This window comes from Bacillus sp. JST-5 (assembly GCF_057747715.1).
Window position 1 is genome coordinate 19,186 of record NZ_JBYLHW010000011.1, and the last position, 18,084, is coordinate 37,269.

The 18,084-nt window shown below is 34.2% G+C and carries 18 protein-coding genes; 13 read left to right on the plus strand and 5 right to left on the minus strand.

What is annotated here, in order from left to right; all coding sequences use genetic code 11:
• Window positions 1-57 precede the first annotated feature (57 nt).
• The 5 genes from AC3ASS_RS04270 to AC3ASS_RS04290 all read left to right on the plus strand — a co-directional run bounded on the left by AC3ASS_RS04270 (window position 58) and on the right by AC3ASS_RS04290 (window position 2,330).
• A complete protein-coding gene (locus AC3ASS_RS04270; protein ID WP_488282268.1) occupies window positions 58-378 on the plus strand; it encodes an ArsR/SmtB family transcription factor in 321 nt (106 codons plus the stop codon).
• 58 nt (window positions 379-436) lie between these two features.
• Window positions 437-844 carry an ArsI/CadI family heavy metal resistance metalloenzyme gene (locus AC3ASS_RS04275; protein WP_488282269.1) on the plus strand — a complete coding sequence of 136 codons (408 nt, stop codon included), beginning with the start codon at window positions 437-439 and terminating at the stop codon, window positions 842-844.
• 93 nt (window positions 845-937) lie between these two features.
• On the plus strand, window positions 938-1,339 hold the full coding sequence (gene arsC, locus AC3ASS_RS04280) for an arsenate reductase (thioredoxin) (protein WP_488282270.1): 402 nt from the start codon (window positions 938-940) through the stop codon (window positions 1,337-1,339).
• A gap of 99 nt (window positions 1,340-1,438) precedes the next feature.
• Window positions 1,439-1,609, plus strand: coding sequence for a hypothetical protein (locus AC3ASS_RS04285; protein ID WP_488282271.1), 171 nt, complete (start codon window positions 1,439-1,441; stop codon window positions 1,607-1,609).
• A 331-nt stretch (window positions 1,610-1,940) separates the two neighbouring features.
• Window positions 1,941-2,330 (plus strand): hypothetical protein, encoded by a 390-nt coding sequence (locus AC3ASS_RS04290; protein WP_488282272.1) that lies wholly within the window; start codon window positions 1,941-1,943, stop codon window positions 2,328-2,330.
• 321 nt (window positions 2,331-2,651) lie between these two features.
• On the opposite strand, the gene AC3ASS_RS04295 is transcribed toward AC3ASS_RS04290, so the two are convergent.
• The 4 genes from AC3ASS_RS04295 to AC3ASS_RS04310 form a co-directional block, all read right to left on the minus strand.
• The gene (locus tag AC3ASS_RS04295) at window positions 2,652-3,299 is read right to left on the minus strand and encodes a hypothetical protein (RefSeq protein WP_488282273.1); all 648 of its coding nucleotides are present in this window, start codon (window positions 3,297-3,299) and stop codon (window positions 2,652-2,654) included.
• Window positions 3,296-3,808, minus strand: a complete 513-nt coding sequence (locus AC3ASS_RS04300) for an RNA polymerase sigma factor (RefSeq protein ID WP_488282274.1) — start codon at window positions 3,806-3,808, stop codon at window positions 3,296-3,298. The genes AC3ASS_RS04295 and AC3ASS_RS04300 overlap by 4 nt, the downstream gene beginning before the upstream one ends.
• A 162-nt stretch (window positions 3,809-3,970) precedes the next feature.
• Window positions 3,971-4,876, minus strand: coding sequence for a hypothetical protein (locus tag AC3ASS_RS04305; protein ID WP_488282275.1), 906 nt, complete (start codon window positions 4,874-4,876; stop codon window positions 3,971-3,973).
• 419 nt (window positions 4,877-5,295) lie between these two features.
• Window positions 5,296-5,892, minus strand: a complete 597-nt coding sequence (locus AC3ASS_RS04310) for a TetR/AcrR family transcriptional regulator (protein WP_488282276.1) — start codon at window positions 5,890-5,892, stop codon at window positions 5,296-5,298.
• Between the two features lie 233 nt (window positions 5,893-6,125).
• Here AC3ASS_RS04310 and AC3ASS_RS04315 point away from each other — a divergent pair, with 233 nt between their 5' ends.
• The 5 genes from AC3ASS_RS04315 to clpX all read left to right on the plus strand — a co-directional run bounded on the left by AC3ASS_RS04315 (window position 6,126) and on the right by clpX (window position 12,840).
• Window positions 6,126-7,007 (plus strand): ABC transporter ATP-binding protein, encoded by an 882-nt coding sequence (locus AC3ASS_RS04315; protein ID WP_488282277.1) that lies wholly within the window; start codon window positions 6,126-6,128, stop codon window positions 7,005-7,007.
• A 19-nt stretch (window positions 7,008-7,026) separates the two neighbouring features.
• A complete protein-coding gene (locus tag AC3ASS_RS04320) occupies window positions 7,027-8,640 on the plus strand; it encodes an ABC transporter permease (RefSeq protein WP_488282278.1) in 1,614 nt (537 codons plus the stop codon).
• Between the two features lie 244 nt (window positions 8,641-8,884).
• Window positions 8,885-9,862, plus strand: coding sequence for a tetratricopeptide repeat protein (locus AC3ASS_RS04325; RefSeq protein WP_488282279.1), 978 nt, complete (start codon window positions 8,885-8,887; stop codon window positions 9,860-9,862).
• A gap of 169 nt (window positions 9,863-10,031) precedes the next feature.
• Window positions 10,032-11,318 (plus strand): trigger factor, encoded by a 1,287-nt coding sequence (gene tig / locus AC3ASS_RS04330; protein ID WP_488282280.1) that lies wholly within the window; start codon window positions 10,032-10,034, stop codon window positions 11,316-11,318.
• A 238-nt stretch (window positions 11,319-11,556) separates the two neighbouring features.
• Window positions 11,557-12,840, plus strand: a complete 1,284-nt coding sequence (clpX, locus tag AC3ASS_RS04335; protein WP_488282281.1) for an ATP-dependent protease ATP-binding subunit ClpX — start codon at window positions 11,557-11,559, stop codon at window positions 12,838-12,840.
• 51 nt (window positions 12,841-12,891) lie between these two features.
• Here the strand turns inward: clpX and AC3ASS_RS04340 are convergent, their stop codons facing one another.
• Window positions 12,892-13,122, minus strand: a complete 231-nt coding sequence (locus tag AC3ASS_RS04340) for a hypothetical protein (protein WP_488282282.1) — start codon at window positions 13,120-13,122, stop codon at window positions 12,892-12,894.
• A 170-nt stretch (window positions 13,123-13,292) separates the two neighbouring features.
• Between AC3ASS_RS04340 and lonB the strand changes: the two genes are divergently transcribed.
• From lonB to yihA, 3 genes are all read left to right on the plus strand, one after another.
• Window positions 13,293-14,954 (plus strand): ATP-dependent protease LonB, encoded by a 1,662-nt coding sequence (gene lonB / locus AC3ASS_RS04345; protein WP_488282283.1) that lies wholly within the window; start codon window positions 13,293-13,295, stop codon window positions 14,952-14,954.
• A 208-nt stretch (window positions 14,955-15,162) separates the two neighbouring features.
• Entirely contained in the window at window positions 15,163-17,487 is a 2,325-nt protein-coding gene (gene lon, locus AC3ASS_RS04350; RefSeq protein ID WP_488282284.1) for an endopeptidase La, read from the plus strand.
• On the plus strand, window positions 17,484-18,065 hold the full coding sequence (gene yihA, locus AC3ASS_RS04355) for a ribosome biogenesis GTP-binding protein YihA/YsxC (RefSeq protein WP_488282285.1): 582 nt from the start codon (window positions 17,484-17,486) through the stop codon (window positions 18,063-18,065). The genes lon and yihA overlap by 4 nt, the downstream gene beginning before the upstream one ends.
• Window positions 18,066-18,084 lie beyond the last annotated feature (19 nt).

The following is an 18,084-nucleotide window of genomic DNA, read 5'->3' on the forward strand; positions in this document are numbered from 1 at the left end:
TGAAAATTCACTTAATATATAATTACATCAAAAAAAATTGATGTAAGGAGGGTAAAGTTGGAAGCATTAAAACCATCATTTCAAATATTTGAGAAAAAATTTAAAGCTTTAGCCGATGAAAAAAGGTTAGAAATTTTGTATGTACTTTGTCAAAGAGGGCAAACGTGTGTATGTGATTTAACAGATGTTTTCGGTATTTCGCAGTCAAAACTTTCTTACCACCTAAAAATTTTATTAGATGCGGATTTGATTGTTAGAGAAACAAAAGGAACTTGGAGTTATTACGATATTAATGAGAAAGAATTAAATGGCTTACTTTCTGAAGAACTTTGTTGCATCTTTAGAAGAAGTAGTAGCGCAAATAAAGGTTGTTGCTAATTTTTTTAATCTATATATCAATTTTTTTTGATTTAATAAAAAGAGGGAGGAATTAAAAATGAAATATGTTCACGTGGGGATTAATGTAACTGATTTAGAAAAATCAATCGAGTTTTATGAAAAGGTGTTTGGAACGAAACCAGTTAAGATAAAACAAGATTATGCAAAATTTTTATTAGAAGAACCAGGATTAAATTTTACGTTAAATGTAAGAGACGAAGTGAAAGGTAATCAAATCAATCACTTTGGCTTTCAAGTCCAAAATGCCGAAGAAGTTATTTTCCATAAAAAAAGATTGGAGAAAAAAGGATTTTTCACACGTGAAGAAATGAATACTACTTGTTGTTATGCCCTACAAGATAAATTTTGGGTTACTGATCCGGATGGAAACCAATGGGAGTTCTTTTTCACAAAAGAAGACTATGATACAAAACAAGTGGAAGCAAATACTTGTTGTGCTGGGTAAATTGTCTTCTAGGAAGAAATGATATATTGTAAAGGTCATAATACAACTACATAGGAATGACACCTATGTTTTTAAAAGGAGCAAGAGATGGTTATGTCAAAAAAGATTATTTACTTTTTATGTACAGGTAACTCGTGCCGAAGTCAGATGGCTGAAGGATGGGCTAAAAAATATCTTGGAAATGAATGGGAAGTTAAAAGTGCTGGGATTGAGGCACACGGTCTAAATCCGAATGCAGTCAAAGCGATGAAGGAAGTTGGGATTGATATTTCAAACCAAACATCAGATATTATAGATCCTGAAATTTTAAACAAAGCGGAATTAGTGGTTACCCTTTGCGGCCACGCCCGAGATCATTGTCCAGTGACACCCCCACATGTGAAAACGGTACACTGGGGATTCGATGATCCTGCAGGAAAAGACTGGTCTGAATTTCAGCGTATACGTGACGAAATTGGAAAGAGGATCAAACGCTTTGCCGAAACAGGAGAATAAAAAAATTTTGGGATTTTTCACAATAATTATTCTGGAAATTTCCGAAAATTTCAAAAATATATTATAACATTGTTTATGATAATGTGGGGGTGAATATAAATGAATTGTCGTAATTGTGGAGGAAATTCATTTATTCAAGCATCGGATCATATCAATTTACGGCCGTTAGATAAAAAAATGGCTATAGGTTCAGAGAAAGTTTATACCGTTTGCTTAGAATGTGGTGAAGTCGTATCTATAAAAATTAAAAATCCTGAAAAGTTAAAATGAACAATGATTGTGTTCATTATTTCCATTATTCATGTTACATGCAGGTAGACTGTTTCAGCTTACCTGCATTTATTTTTTCAAAGATGTACGTAGCTTTAAAATAGTAACAATTCCTAACTTTAGGAAAATCAATCATTACTGTATTATTGACCATTTTTTTAAATGTGTTTTAGTGAAACTGCTAAATAATTTTTTGTATCATAATCTACTTAAAGGTACGGATATTTATAAATATGAGATAATCTACATAAAGGAGTAGCATCATTTTTGTGGGATTATAAAAGAACTTAAGTATGAATTTTCAATACGACCGATCTAACGAGGTGTTGAAATGAAACGGCCATTAGGTGTGACGTTCATTAGTTACTTTTATATTTTTGGTTCCATACTATTGATTATTACAGCCATAGGCTTTAATGCAGATGCTAACGAATTTGGAATAGCTGATCGATTTGGTTTGCCAAACTTTCCAGAACAATGGTTTAGAATTATTCTAGCTAGCATTTCCCTCATCATAATTTACGGGTATATGCACTTAAAACGATGGGGATATTGGATGATGCTTGTATACTCAATTGGATTTGGCGCAATTAGTTATACTTTACTATTTACGTACTATCAGCAACCTTTCATCGGTAATTTCATTTGGTCGCTTATGGTTATTATTTATACGATTTGGGTTCGGAAATCTTTTTTATCTAATGAAAAAAGTAGGACTTGAAAGTTTTTATCTACTACAATAGTAGTGGATTTATTTTTGTGATGTAAAATCAAGATGAACACAAAATGTAATATTGCTAAAAGATGTTGAAAAACTTGAAACTTTGCCATAGAGCAAGACTCAAAAAGAAAATGGATATTATTATGATAAACCACGAAATGAAATTTTTGGGATTTTTTATTAGTTTATAAATTAGCAGAAATAAAATAGTAATGAGTATTGCCATTCCGACTATTACGAGTAGCATACTAATCAAATACATAACCAATCACCTTCTTGTACCATTTACTTTCGTTCGATTCCTTGAATTTATTTATCATGTCAATGATTTAACCGTAAATTTTTTAATATCCAATCTCCATTTTGATTTTTTTCGTATTGAACAAAAATTTGAGTGGCAGATTCTCCTTCTCGTTCTGAATATAGTAAGTAATACAAGTAAAAATATCCCTCTTCATCCATCCCACCACTTAGTAACACAATTGGAGCCATAGATTTTAAGATTTGTAGTGTAATTGCTAAATCGGGTATATCCATATCTTCAAATATAATTTTATCGTTCTCATCTATCGTAAATTCTGTTCCGTATTCTTTTTTCACTTTCTCAAATTTCCCACTTGCTAAGTAATAAAAGATCTTCCTACTTGTGCTATCTAGTTGATTTAATGTTTGTTCCATTTCGTTATTTTCAGCTGGATAGGTAAATGCCGATTGTTCCTGTTTTTCTGCCGATAAGTTGTTTTTATCTTCAATTTCTGGACGATTCAACATGTAATTTATGCTCAATAATGAAAGCAATAACACGACCGCTACGGAGGAGAGAACATACGCCCAATTTTTAGATGTTGTTTTCCTTTGTTTCCCCCCATTATGAATGAATTGTTCTATTTTTCTAGTAAATTCTTCAGAAGGAACTAAATCCTTATCATTTCGAATAATTTCAATGATTTTTTTTTCGTCAAGTTTCATTGTATCCCCTCCTTTACTAATTCTTTTTGTATGTAACTTTTTAACTGTTTTACAGCACGATGATAATTTACTCTGACGTTTCCTTCACTACATTCCAATATTTCGGATGTTTCACTAACAGATAAACCGTGGATTGCTCGAAGTATAAATACATCTCTATATTTTGGTTTTAATTTTTTGATAGAAAGATAGATAAGATCTTTTGTGCTATTTAATTCTAATTTCTCTTCCGGGGTTTTTTCATTCGATTTAATAAATGGTAGGATCAATTCACCGGATACAAATTTTTTAAACTTTTGCTTTCGAAAATGGTCAATGATACTTCTTCTTGTCATTTGAAAAATCCAAGGTTTTATCTTTGATAAGTCATTAATTTGATCAATTTTATTTATGATTTTGATAAAAATTTCTTGAGTAACATCTTCAGCTTCTTGTTTATTTCTCAGCGAAATAAAACAGTATTTATATATATCACGGAAATACAATTGATAGATTTCTTCAACCGTCATGTATAACCCACCCATTAATTTTCTGTTTATTAAGACGGATAAATACACAAAATATTTCAAAAAATTAAAATGAATTTTAAAAAAAGTGGTACGATTTTTAAATTTGTTTCTGACAGAATTTATAAAAGAGCCATGATTGCCCATGGCTCTTATTTCTTTTCTTTATTTGGCTCTCTTAAAAAGTTTTTTAATGTTGTCCTTAAATAAAAAACCACCAATCACTCCTACAACCAAAATGGCTAACAGGAACATCCAGACAATCCATGACATTTCTTTCGTTTCTTGTTTATCCGATAATATATCATCGGTAGCGGATTCTTTCATCTCTTTGTCAGTAGAAGATGGTTGATCGTCATCTTCTTTAGAGGTTAATTCATCAGATTTCTCAGAATTATCCTCCGAAACTTGCTCAATTTCCTCTTCTTTCTCTTGTTTTGAATTCTCTGTTTCTTTTTGGGTTAGTTCTACTTTTGAATCGGATGTTTCATTTTCATCAATTTTTAATTGTTCTTTTGTTTCATTGTTTGTTGAAGTAGATGTTGTTGGTTGACTTTGTTTTGGTTGCTGGTTTGTGGAAGTCTGTGTTTTCGATGTTTGGGTTTTGCTTGAATCTTTTTTCGGTTGTTCACTTTTTTGTTGTTCTTGTTTTGGCTGTGTTTTTGGTTTCTCTTGTTTCGGTTGTTCTTGCTTAGGTTTTTCTTCCTTTGATTGTTCTTGTTTCGGTGGTTCACTTGGCTTTGGTTTTTGTACCTTGACGGTTGTAATTGTTAACAAAGCTTCGGTACCTTCTAAAGGTATAAATACCTTATATGATACTTTTCCATTAGGAGGAAGATCATAGTTGATTAATCCACTAACATAAAATGTATCAACATTGGCTGCATAGTACCCCCATATAGCCTCTCCTGCTTTACAAACACCATCTGGATAAGCTGGATTATCTTTAGTGTGAATATCAGATTTAATAGTCATAGAACATGTTGGAAGGTCTTCTGCATGTATTTTAGTAACCGAAAGAGAAAACATATATATCATTATTACAAACAACATCATTAATTTTTTCTTCATAAATTATTTCTCCTTTTGTAAATCAATAAAAAATAACAAACAAGGTAGTATATGTATCAATCACCAAATTTATCTATAATTCTATTATAACTGAATATTTTTCAACAGGATATACGAGAGACTTTGAAACGGAATGGTCACACGATGGATTGTACTGGATAGAAGACATTATTTTAGCGGAAATGGAAGGTTATATAAAATACTGTACATATATGAATGATAGACTGTAGTAAATATGTCAGTAATCTAATGAAGTGGATATGTGGGTTTATGGACAAAGTAGATAAAACAATACTTTTCTTTGAAAAAAGAAATATAATTTTAAACTTACAAACGAAAAAGGTTGTATTGACTATGAAAAGCAATACAACCTTTTTGCGTGATTTTTAAAAAGATGTATCGTTTGTCTAATACCATGATTATTTTTTAGGTGCGAAACCTTTTAAGAACATTTCGGTCCATTCTTCTGTGTAGTGAGCAATTTTTTGATAAATGTCTGGATTGGACATTCCCTCTATGAGTGTACGGAAATAAAGAATTAAAAATTCATCGGAATATTTTAGATCAACTTTTCCTTCTTTTTTTCCGCGATGGAATAAATCTAATAAAATATTTTGATTTTCTTCAGAAATTTTTCTTACCATTAAAGAAAGACCGTCATCTTGTTTTTCGGTAATAAACTGCATCATATCAACATAAAACTGATAACTAATTTTATTAAAGGCTTGAATTTTATTTTGACTTAGTTCAAGAATTGTTTCTTCAAAAGGTTTGTTTTTTGCCAAAATCGCTTTGGCGGATTCAATCATTTCCTCAAAAAAGTTTTTATACACTTCACGAATCAAGTTATCTTTACTCCCGAAATATTTGAAGAGTGTCGTTTTCGCAACATTGGCATGTTCGGCAATTTCCTCCATAGTGATACTTTTTCCCGAACCTTTTACATTCAATAATTGAAAAGTCGAGTTTAAAATTTGCTTTTTCTTTTCTTCCGTACGTTTTTCAAATCCGTTCAAATATAATCACTACCTTTATCATTAAGTCCTATTTAGATGTTTACTTAATATTATATAAAAACCTTACGTACTATCAAAGTAAATATAGTTTTATTTTTAATTGACAGAAAGATCTCTATAATATATTATGAACTAAAATAAATAAAATAGTTCATAATTTTAGTTTTTATAATCATAAAATGTACTATATGACGGATAATAGTATTTTTATTTATTTAAGGAGTGTATGGCGGATGGAAAAAGTGATCGAATTAAACGGTTTGCAAAAAAAGTTTGGGAAATTTCAAGCACTAAAAGATGTAACCTTTTCAGTAAATGCTGGTGAGGTTGTCGGGTTTATTGGCCCAAATGGTGCAGGTAAATCATCTACAATCCGAATTTTATTAGGAATGATAAAAAGAGACGCTGGTCATGCAGAAATTTTTGGGAAAGATGTTTGGAAAGAAAGTTATGAAATTCATAAGCGCATTTCTTTTGTTCCTGGAGATGTTTCTCTTTGGGGAAATTTAACGGGGGGTGAAATTATTGATTTATTTTTAAAGTTACATGGGAATGGAAACAAGAAAAAACGCGATGAATTAATTAAGCGATTTGAATTAGATCCTAAGAAAAAAGCGAAAACTTATTCGAAAGGAAATCGACAAAAAGTAGCATTGATTTCTGCGTTAGCGGCAGATTCTGATTTATATGTTTTCGATGAACCAACATCAGGATTAGATCCTTTAATGGAAGCAATCTTTCAAGAAGAAGTAGAAAAATTAAAAAATCAAGGAAAAGCGATCTTATTATCTTCTCATATTTTGAGCGAAGTTGAACGTCTAGCAGATAAGGTTGTAATCATTCGTCAAGGGAAAGTAGTAGAAACGGGGACTCTTGAAGAATTGCGTCATTTAACGAGGACAACGGTAACTTTAGAGACTGAACAAGATATAGCCGCATTGAAACAAGTAGCTGGGGTCTATGATTTTCGTCAGAAGGAAAATCAAGCGACATTCTCTGCCGATCCAAAGTACTTAAATGATATTTTAATAGCTGCGACAAAATTAGGTGTGAAAAAATTTGAAGCGGTTCCTCCGACTTTAGAAGATTTGTTTATGCGACATTACGAAAATTAAGTAAAGGAGGTAGGAGACGATGAAGGAAAAATTTGCTCGCTGGGAAATTCTTTTTGGCCAATATTTAAAACGAGATTGGAAAAAAATCATCATTTGGATTATAGGGATTAGGATTTTTTCTGCAGGGTTTGTTCCTGCGTTTGAAGAACTCGCAAAAGGGCAAGGATTAGTGGGAATGTTTGAAACGATGAAAAATCCGGCCATGATTGCGATCGTAGGACCGACACCCATTGAAGTCGCTACAGACTATACATTAGGTGCGATGTATGCTCATGAAATGTTGTTATTTTGCGGATTAATAGCTATGGCTATGTCTGTTTTCCATGTTATTGGACATACGCGTAAAGAAGAAGATCTTGGGTTAACAGAGCTTGTTCGCTCGTTTCATATTGGTCGTCAAGCTAACTCATTAGCTACTATGTTGGAAACAATAGTAATTAATATAATCCTTGCTTTATTGATCAGTGGAATGTTATTAAGTTTTGGCGTGGAAACGATCGATTTTGAAGGTTCTCTTTTATTTGGAGCGTCAATAGGAATGGCAGGGATCATCGGAGCTGGGATAGCACTCATTTTTGCACAACTGATGCCAACTTCTACGAGTGCGACAGGTTCGACTTTTAGTTTCATAGGTTTATTATTTATCATTCGCGCAGGGACAGATATTTCAAATGTTGATTTATCGAAGTTGAATCCATTAGGTTGGACATATTTAACTTATCCATTCACATCTAATGACTGGATACCTTTGATTATTGGTCTTATCTTCTTCGTTATTGTTACCGTCATCGGTTTTGCCCTTGAAGGAAATCGAGATATGGGGGCAGGTTACTTTCCTGAAAGAAAAGGAAGAGAGTATGCGAAAAAATCATTGCTATCTGTTCGGGGCTTATTTTTCAAGTTGAATAAGGGAATCATAATTGGATGGATGATTGGCTTTATTTTCATGGGAGCATCTTATGGATCGATATATGGAGATATGCAATCGTTTATTGAAAGTAACGAAATAATGAAAGAAATGTTTACGCACACAGGCATCACGATTGAAGAGTCATTTACGGGTACGATTATGTTGGTCATGATCGTTTTAGTTACAATTTTGCCAATTCTTATTGTGAATAAATTATTTAATGAAGAAAGACGGTTACGTTTAAGTCAGTTATTTTCAACAAAAGTGACACGCAGTCAGCTTTACTGGAATTCGATCGGATTAGCGATTTTTGCAAGTCTCATAGGGATTTTATTAGCTGCAGTGAGCCTAGGTGGAACAGCGATGTCGGTTATGGAATCACCATCGGCCATGGAATTCAGTGATTATATAGCTGCAGGATTTAATTACTTTCCATATGTCTGTTTTATGATAGGGTTAGCAGGATTAGCACTTGGCTGGTTACCAAAATGGGGCAAAGTTGTGTACATTTATCTCGGCTATTGCTTCACCGTCAACTACTTCGGTGCCATCATTGACATCCCCGATTGGGTGTCGAACTTAGCTGTTTTAAGCTGGCTCCCACAACTACCAATCGAAGAATTTGATGTACTAACTTTCATAGTTATAACTGTGGTGAGTGTAATGTTAATGGTAATCGGATGTGTAGGATATATGAAACGAGATATGATGGAGGGGGTGTAATAAAAAAATATTTTCGCAATGTTAACGAAAATATTTATATGAACGGGTAACGTTAATGCATAGTAAACAAATATTTATATATTTAATCTCTATAATAGGTTTATTAGCCTAATAGAGGGATTTTTTAATAGAAAATACTTTACAAAGGGTATTTTTATCAAAATTCCCCTAAAAAATTTTGTTTTTTCTCCGAAACCATGCTAAACTGTCGTTGGAAAATATTAAACTTGATGTGGGGCTTATGATGGACAAAAAGGGAAAAGTGATACCGATTCCAGGGTTAACAGATAAGCTATTCCATAAAGGGATCGATGCGATACAAACTCGTCAATTTTCGGATGCCATTAACTTATTAGAACAGGCAAAAGATTTAGGGTATGAGCATGAAGAATTATATTTTGCGTTAATTGTTGCTTATATGGAAAAAGGAAACTTTTCCGAAGCGAAGAAATTATGTCATGAGTTGCTGAAAAACGGGATCGGAGATTATGTGAAAACTGTTGAACTGTATGTATCGATTCTTTTTCAAATGCATGAGTATCAAGAAATTGGACAATTTTTACGACCACTTATTGAAGAAAATGAAATTCCTATCGAAAAGATTCAACAATTTCAACATTTGCTCCAATTAAGTGAACGAATGGGCTCGAATCAAACGGAGAATACTTCGGAAGATCGAATGAAAGACCTTTTTACTGATGATTTTCAAGAAACATTACTTCAAGTTTCTTCCTTGGCGGATAAAAATATTCAACCATATATAAAGGAAATAAAAAATTATTTGGCAAATGAACAAGCCTCACCTTTCATTAAAACGGTACTGCTTAATATATTGAGAGAACACGAATATTCAAAGAAAATTACGGTACATAAATACGGCCAAACGTTAGAAGTTTGTCCAAATCAATTATTTTCCTTACAAGAAGATAAGAATGCTAAATCCATCAAAAATATTTTGAGAAGCAAGTTGGAAAATGATAATCCAACTTTACTTGAATCTTTATTAGTTCTTATCGATCGCTTTTTCTTTCATATTTATCCGATTGAAGTGTTGCCTTATAATCATCAAACTTGGTCGGCAGCTTTTTATGCAATTGCTCAGTCATATTTTGACGACGTCATGGATATGGCATCAATAGCCCAAGAATATCAATGTAACAAGGAAGAAATGGAAGAAGTTATCCGTTATATTCAAAAGGTAGATATAAATAGTAATATTTGACTTACATACAATTGTTGAAACATATGACACGTATGGTATAATGTAATGGTTACTGTGTAAAAAATGCCTTGTAAGTATAATTACATACAAATTCGTTAACAATGGACAAGGCCAACATTTTTAAAATTATTATTGACATTTGTCAAATAGATTGTTGGAGGGAAACGGTATGTCTGCAAAATGGGAAAAAACTGAAGCCAACCGCGGTGTTCTTACTGTAGAGGTTGATGCTGAAACAGTTAAGAAAGGATTAGACGCAGCGTTTAAAAAAGTGGTTAAAAAGGTAAACGTTCCTGGATTCCGTAAAGGAAAAGTACCACGTCCAATTTTTGAACAACGCTTTGGGGTAGAAGCATTATATCAAGATGCTCTAGATATCATCTTACCGGATGCATATGCAAATGCAGTTGAAGAAGCTGGCATTGAACCAGTTGATCGTCCGGAAATCGATATTGAACAAATGGAAAAAGATAAAAGCCTAATTTTCAAAGCTACTGTAACAGTTAAACCAGAAGTAAAATTAGGCGAATATAAAGGTTTAGAAGTAGAACCTTTAGATACTACTGTAACAGATGAAGATGTTGAAAACGAATTGAAAAAACTTCAAGAACGTCAAGCTGAATTAGTAGTTAAAGAAGAAGGAAAAGTTGAAAACGGCGATACTGTTGTTATCGACTTTGAAGGTTTTGTTGACGGTGAAGCATTTGAAGGTGGAAAAGCTAATAACTATTCATTAGAAATTGGTTCTGGTACTTTCATTCCAGGATTTGAAGACCAATTAATCGGTGCTGAAGCTGGCGCAGAACTTGATGTAAATGTTACATTCCCTGAAGAATATCATGCAAAGGAATTAGCTGGTAAGCCAGCTGTATTTAAAGTGAAAGTTCACGAAATTAAAACAAAGCAAGTTCCTGAATTAGATGATGAATTTGCGAAAGATGTAGACGAAGAAGTAGAATCTTTAGAGCAATTAAAAACAAAAATTAAAGAGCGACTTGAACATGATAAAAAACATGAGGCGGAACATCATCTTCGCGACACAGTTGTAGAAAAAGCAGCTGAAAATGCGGAAATTGATATTCCAGAAGTCATGATTAAAAACGAAGTAGATCGTATGCTTCAAGAGTTTGAACAACGCTTACAAATGCAAGGGTTAAACTTAGAACTTTACTATCAATTCTCTGGTCAAGACGAAGAAGCTCTTCGTAACCAAATGACAGAAGATGCGAAAAAACGTGTAAAAGTAAGTTTAACTCTAGAAGCAATTGCAAAAGAAGAAAACATTGAAGTAACGGAAGAAGACATTAATAAAGAATTAGAAAATATGTCAAAAATGTACAATATGTCTGTCGACCAAATTAAACAAGCTTTAGGAAGCCTAGACGGAATTAAATCTGATTTAGCGATCCGAAAAGCTATCGATTTACTTGTAGAAAATAGCAAAACTGTTGCATAATAATAATATAACTAACAAGGCGCGATTGTTTCGTGCCTTGTTTTATACCAATTACGCTTTTTTCCATACATAATAGTTCTATTTTTTACCGGCCATTGAATACATTCTTTAGTACATAATGAAACATACAGATAGTAAGTTGTATCATTTTCTTTTTCTATGGGAGATATGATACAATCCAATACATATTTTCAACATGAATGATTTTTTTTGAAACTTAATTAAAGGGGTGAGTTCATTGTTTAAATTTAATGATGAAAAAGGGCAACTGAAATGTTCGTTCTGTGGTAAAACTCAGGATCAAGTTAGAAAACTTGTTGCTGGTCCTGGTGTATATATATGTGACGAATGTATAGAGCTTTGTACGGAAATTGTGGAAGAAGAATTAGGTTCTGAAGAAGAAGTTGAGTTTAAAGACGTACCAAAACCTCGTGAAATTCGTGACATATTAGATGAATATGTGATTGGACAAGAAAAAGCGAAAAAGTCTTTAGCTGTTGCGGTGTACAATCACTACAAACGCATTAATTCCAACAGTAAGATTGATGATGTGGAACTTGCGAAAAGTAACATTTGCTTAATTGGTCCGACAGGTAGCGGTAAAACGTTATTAGCACAAACATTAGCAAAAATTTTAAATGTTCCTTTTGCCATTGCAGATGCGACTTCGTTAACAGAAGCGGGTTACGTTGGTGAGGATGTTGAGAATATTTTATTAAAATTGATTCAAGCAGCGGATTACGATGTAGAAAAAGCTGAAAAAGGGATTATTTATATTGATGAAATTGATAAAATTGCGCGTAAATCAGAAAACCCTTCCATTACTAGAGACGTTTCTGGAGAAGGTGTGCAGCAAGCTTTATTAAAAATTTTAGAAGGTACGATTGCAAGTGTTCCTCCACAAGGGGGAAGAAAACACCCTCACCAAGAGTTTATTCAAATTGACACTACGAATATCTTGTTTATTTGTGGTGGTGCGTTTGATGGTATTGAGCAAATCATTAAACGCAGACTAGGCCAAAAAGTGATCGGTTTCGGTTCAAATCCAAATGAAAAAGAAATCGATCAAAAAGAAATTCTTTCGAAAGTATTGCCGGAAGATTTATTACGTTTCGGTTTAATTCCGGAGTTTATCGGACGTCTTCCAGTGATTGCAAGCTTAGAACAGCTCGATGAAGAAGCATTAATTGAAATCTTAACAAAACCAAAAAATGCTCTTGTAAAGCAATATCAAAAAATGCTTGAGCTTGACAATGTAGAACTTGAATTTGAACAAGAAGCATTAAAAGAAATTGCAAAAAAAGCGATTGAGCGTAAAACAGGTGCTCGTGGATTAAGATCTATCATTGAAGGAATCATGCTAGATGTTATGTATGATCTTCCGTCACGAGATGACATTTCCAAATGTATTATTACAAAAGAAACTGTTACGGAAAATAAATCACCAAAATTAATCCTTAAAGACGGAACTGTTTTTGACGAAAACAATGAAGGTACAAAAGAAAAGAAAACTTCAGCATAAAAAATAACTGCATCTCTACGATTTAGAGATGCAGTTTCATCGTTACGGACATTATTCTCCATATTTATTGATTACTCTTTTCCTAAATATTAAATAAACGATTAATCCGATTGGTCCGGTAACAAGAGTTAGAACAATTAATATGTAACGAGAGAAACCATGAAAATAATGGTCTGAATTGTAAAAGACCCATATCGCTAGTACAAGAGCAATAACATAAAAGAAAATAATTTCTAGTTGATATCCTGAAAAATCGGTATATTGTGCAACCGACCAGCCCATAATCATTCCCCCTTTCTCCCTGATTATTTATACGAGAAAGGCTAAAAATGGTTTCGTAAATTTTTTTGAAAACTACAAATTCTTAATTAGGAAATGTTGTTTATTCCCTCCTATCACAGGAGATACTAGCAAATATATAAAAGACTGTGACGACATAGGAGGGAATGACTTTGAATTGGACAGGAATCGCCTTAGTAGTTCAATTGTTTTTTGGTATTGTCATCGGTTTATATTTTTGGAATTTATTAAAGAACCAACGAACACAAAAAATTACGATAGATCGTGAATCAAAAAAAGAAATGGATCATTTAAGAAAATTACGTTCCATTTCATTAACCGAACCTTTAGCTGAAAAAGTCCGACCAAGTTCATTTGAAGATATTGTCGGTCAAGAAGACGGAATCAAAGCTTTAAAAGCAGCACTATGTGGTCCAAATCCGCAACATGTGATCATTTATGGGCCGCCGGGAGTGGGAAAAACAGCAGCTGCACGTTTAGTATTAGAAGAAGCGAAGAAAAATCCGAAATCTCCATTTTCGAATTCGGCCGCTTTTGTAGAGCTCGATGCGACAACTGCTCGATTTGACGAGCGAGGAATTGCTGATCCCCTCATTGGCTCTGTCCATGATCCGATTTATCAAGGGGCTGGAGCGATGGGACAAGCAGGAATTCCTCAACCGAAGCAAGGAGCTGTAACGAATGCCCATGGTGGCGTCCTTTTTATTGACGAAATTGGAGAGCTTCATCCAATTCAAATGAATAAGCTTTTAAAGGTTTTAGAAGATAGAAAAGTATTTTTAGAAAGTGCGTATTATAGCGAAGAAAATCAACAAATTCCTTTACATATTCATGAAATTTTTAAACATGGACTGCCTGCGGATTTTCGCTTAATCGGGGCAACAACAAGAACACCGAGCGAAATCCCTCCTGCTATTCGTTCTCGATGTATGGAAGTTTTTTTCCGTGAGTTAGAGCCGGAAGAGATTGTTCAAGTTGCCAAACGGGCAGTGGACAAAGTACAATTGGATATCAGTGATAATGCTTTACAGTTAATTGCAACATACGCAAGAAATGGACGCGAAGCAGTTAATTTAGTGCAAATTGCTGCTGGTTTAGCTATTAATGATAATCGTACGATGATTAAAGATGAAGAAGTGGAATGGGTCATTCAATCTAGCCAATTGACACCGAGAATCGACCGAAAAGTTCGTCTTCTACCAACGATTGGTCATGTGAACGGTTTGGCTGTTTATGGGCCGAATACCGGATCATTGTTGGAAATTGAAGTGACTGTCATTCCAGCTAAAGAAAAAGGAACGATTAATATTACTGGAATTGTGGATGAGGAAAGTATTGGAGATCGTGGAAAGTCGATTCGTAGAAAAAGTATGGCACGCGGATCGATTGAAAATGCAATTACGGTTTTACGTTCATTAGGAGTTCCGGCAGATGAATATGATATCCATGTGAATTTTCCAGGAGGAATTCCAGTAGACGGTCCTTCCGCAGGGATAGCAATGGCAACAGGAATTTATTCGGCCATTTATCGTTTACCGGTAAATAACAAAGTAGCCATGACCGGTGAAATAAGTATTCATGGTTATGTGAAACCTGTCGGTGGTATTTATGCGAAAGTGAAAGCCGCAAAAAAAGCGGGGGCAGAAACAGTAATCATTCCTGAAGAAAATTTGCAATCGATTTTAAAAGAAATAACAGGAATCAAAATCATCCCTGTAAAACATTTAAAAGAAGTGTTTGATATTGCTTTAGTGAGAGAAAAAGGTGCCGGTGAAACGATTCCGATGCAAATGCGAAAAAGTGAAGGACTTTAATTCACTCGTTAATATGGAACCCTGTCGTTGGAGTAGCAACTTTGAAGAACTCATCTACTGCTTATGGTTGATGGGTTCTAAGGCAGGGTTTTAAACTTTTTTTAAAACGATTTTTTTATATTTTATTAAAAGATTTCTAATAGACATTTTTATATTAAATAAGTTAGAATTGACAAAGATTAATATGACTGAATTTGGGGGTGTATCAATGATGGCAGATGATCAAAGAAAAGTTCCCCTCCTTCCTCTTCGTGGACTACTTGTTTATCCGACAACTGTTTTGCATTTAGATGTAGGAAGGGAAAGATCTGTACAAGCTTTAGAAAAAGCAATGATGGAAGACCATATCATCTTTTTAACTACGCAAAAAGATATGACAATAGATGATCCGAGTGAAGATGACTTTTACTATATGGGAACGTTAACGAAAGTTCGTCAAATGTTAAAGCTCCCTAACGGAACGATTCGCGTGTTGGTCGAAGGATTGAAAAGGGCTAAAATTTTGGATATCGATGATGTTGGAACTCATTACGAAGTAGTTATTCGTACGATTGATGATTCCATTCAAAAAGATAATGAAGTGGAAGCATTGATGCGAATGATGCTTGATTATTTTGAACAATACATAAAAATGTCTAAAAAGATTTCCGTAGAAACATTAGCTACTGTTCAAGATATTGAAGAGCCAGGAAGAATGGCAGACATAATTACTTCCCATCTCCCACTGAAACTAAAAGAAAAGCAGGAAATTTTAGAAACGGTAGATGTAAAAGAGCGAATGAATCGAGTCATCAGCATTATCCATAACGAAAAAGAAGTTTTGCAGCTTGAAAAGAAAATTGGTCAACGTGTAAAACGTTCGATGGAACGCACACAGAAAGAGTATTATTTACGGGAACAGATGAAAGCCATTCAAAAGGAACTCGGGGAAAAAGAAGGAAAAGCCGGTGAAGTCGAGGAGTTAAGAGAAAAAATAAAAGAAGCAAAAATGCCAGAACATGTGGAAAAAACTGCATTGAAAGAGTTAAACCGATATGAAAAAATTCCTTCTGCATCTGCCGAAAGTGGAGTCATCCGAACTTATATAGATTGGTTATTATCTCTTCCGTGGACAAAAGCCACTGAAGATGATTTAAATATTAAAAAGGCTGAAAAAATATTGAATGAAGAACATTATGGTCTAGAAAAAGTGAAAGAGCGTGTCCTTGAATATTTAGCTGTTCAAAAACTAACCAACTCGTTAAAAGGGCCAATTTTATGTTTAGCGGGACCTCCAGGAGTCGGAAAAACAAGTTTAGCTAAATCGATTGCTCGTTCGTTAAACCGAAATTTTGTACGAATTTCGCTTGGTGGCGTACGAGATGAATCAGAAATTCGTGGACACCGTAGAACATATGTTGGAGCAATGCCTGGAAGAATCATTCAAGGAATGAAAAAAGCAGGAACAATTAACCCTGTCTTTCTTCTAGATGAAATTGATAAAATGTCTAATGATTTTCGCGGGGATCCGTCTTCTGCCATGTTAGAAGTATTGGACCCAGAGCAAAATCATAATTTTAGTGATCACTATATTGAAGAACCATACGACTTATCCAAAGTTATGTTTATAGCAACTGCCAATAATTTAGCTTCCATACCTGGTCCTTTACGCGACCGTATGGAAATTATCTCGATTTCTGGATATACAGAGCTTGAAAAACTTCATATTGCGAAAGATCATCTATTACCTAAACAAATTAAAGAACATGGAATGAATAAATCTCAATTGCAAGTTCGTGAAGATGCTATTATAAAAATTATCCGTTACTATACTCGTGAAGCGGGTGTGCGTAGTCTTGAGAGACAACTTGCTTCTATTTGTAGAAAGACGGCAAAAATCATTGTCGCTGAAGAGAAAAAACGGGTAGTCGTTACCGAGAAGAATTTGGAAGAATTTTTAGGAAAGCCGATTTTCCGCTATGGCCAAGCAGAACTTGAAGATCAAGTCGGTGTAGCAACAGGGTTAGCTTATACAACTGTTGGGGGAGATACCCTACAAATTGAAGTATCTTTATCTCCAGGAAAAGGAAAGCTAATCTTAACAGGTAAACTTGGCGATGTGATGAAAGAATCTGCTCAAGCTGCCTTTAGCTATGTTCGTTCAAAAACAGCGGAGCTTGGCATTGATGAGAACTTCCATGAAAAATATGACATTCATATTCACGTTCCAGAAGGGGCCGTACCAAAAGATGGACCATCTGCTGGAATAACCATTACAACTGCTCTCGTGTCAGCCTTAACAGGTAAACCAATTCGAAAAGAAGTCGGAATGACGGGTGAAATTACGCTTCGCGGAAGAGTATTGCCTATTGGTGGCGTAAAAGAAAAAACGTTAAGTGCCCATCGTGCTGGTTTAACGAAAGTGATTTTACCGAAAGATAACGAAAAAGATTTAGATGATATACCTGATAGTGTGAAAGAACATATGACATTTGTACTTGTTTCCCATGTTGATGAAGTATTAAAAGAAGCATTAGTTGGTGAAAAACAATGAAAATAACATCTGCTGAAATCGTTATTAGTGCCGTCAAACCGGAACAATATCCGGACGGCACCTTACCTGAATTTGCATTAGCTGGACGAAGCAATGTTGGAAAGTCTTCATTTATCAATAAAATGATTCAACGAAAAAGTTTGGCGAGAACATCTTCCAAACCGGGAAAAACACAAACGCTTAACTTCTATTTATTAAATGAAGAATTATATTTCGTTGATGTTCCAGGGTATGGTTATGCGAGAGTTTCAAAGAAAGAACGTGAAGCATGGGGGAAAATGATTGAAACGTACTTGCTCAATCGGAAGCAATTGCGTGGTGTCATTTTAATTGTTGATTTGCGCCATCCTCCAACAAGCGATGATGTTTTAATGTATGATTTTTTAAAACATTATGAAATTCCTTGTATCGTCGTTGCAACAAAAGCGGATAAAGTTCCAAAGGGAAAATGGCAAAAGCATTTAAAAATCGTTAAAGAAACATTAAAAGTGGAAAATCATGATCCGGTCATCTTGTTTTCATCAGAAACAGGATATGGACGAGAGGAAGCTTGGAAAGCGATTCATAGTTTGATATAAAGGAAGAAAGGGTGTCCCG

What these genes read in the sequence shown, in the direction of transcription:
- AC3ASS_RS04275 (WP_488282269.1), top strand. Translation starts at nt 437, where the DNA reads ATGAAATATGTTCACGTGGGGATTAATGTAACTGATTTAGAAAAATCA.
- arsC (WP_488282270.1), top strand. Translation starts at nt 938, where the DNA reads ATGTCAAAAAAGATTATTTACTTTTTATGTACAGGTAACTCGTGCCGA.
- AC3ASS_RS04285 (WP_488282271.1), top strand. Translation starts at nt 1,439, where the DNA reads ATGAATTGTCGTAATTGTGGAGGAAATTCATTTATTCAAGCATCGGAT.
- AC3ASS_RS04290 (WP_488282272.1), top strand. Translation starts at nt 1,941, where the DNA reads ATGAAACGGCCATTAGGTGTGACGTTCATTAGTTACTTTTATATTTTT.
- AC3ASS_RS04295 (WP_488282273.1), bottom strand. Translation starts at nt 3,299, where the DNA reads ATGAAACTTGACGAAAAAAAAATCATTGAAATTATTCGAAATGATAAG.
- AC3ASS_RS04300 (WP_488282274.1), bottom strand. Translation starts at nt 3,808, where the DNA reads ATGACGGTTGAAGAAATCTATCAATTGTATTTCCGTGATATATATAAA.
- AC3ASS_RS04305 (WP_488282275.1), bottom strand. Translation starts at nt 4,876, where the DNA reads ATGAAGAAAAAATTAATGATGTTGTTTGTAATAATGATATATATGTTT.
- AC3ASS_RS04315 (WP_488282277.1), top strand. Translation starts at nt 6,126, where the DNA reads ATGGAAAAAGTGATCGAATTAAACGGTTTGCAAAAAAAGTTTGGGAAA.
- AC3ASS_RS04320 (WP_488282278.1), top strand. Translation starts at nt 7,027, where the DNA reads ATGAAGGAAAAATTTGCTCGCTGGGAAATTCTTTTTGGCCAATATTTA.
- AC3ASS_RS04325 (WP_488282279.1), top strand. Translation starts at nt 8,885, where the DNA reads ATGGACAAAAAGGGAAAAGTGATACCGATTCCAGGGTTAACAGATAAG.
- tig (WP_488282280.1), top strand. Translation starts at nt 10,032, where the DNA reads ATGTCTGCAAAATGGGAAAAAACTGAAGCCAACCGCGGTGTTCTTACT.
- AC3ASS_RS04340 (WP_488282282.1), bottom strand. Translation starts at nt 13,122, where the DNA reads ATGGGCTGGTCGGTTGCACAATATACCGATTTTTCAGGATATCAACTA.
- lon (WP_488282284.1), top strand. Translation starts at nt 15,163, where the DNA reads ATGATGGCAGATGATCAAAGAAAAGTTCCCCTCCTTCCTCTTCGTGGA.
- yihA (WP_488282285.1), top strand. Translation starts at nt 17,484, where the DNA reads ATGAAAATAACATCTGCTGAAATCGTTATTAGTGCCGTCAAACCGGAA.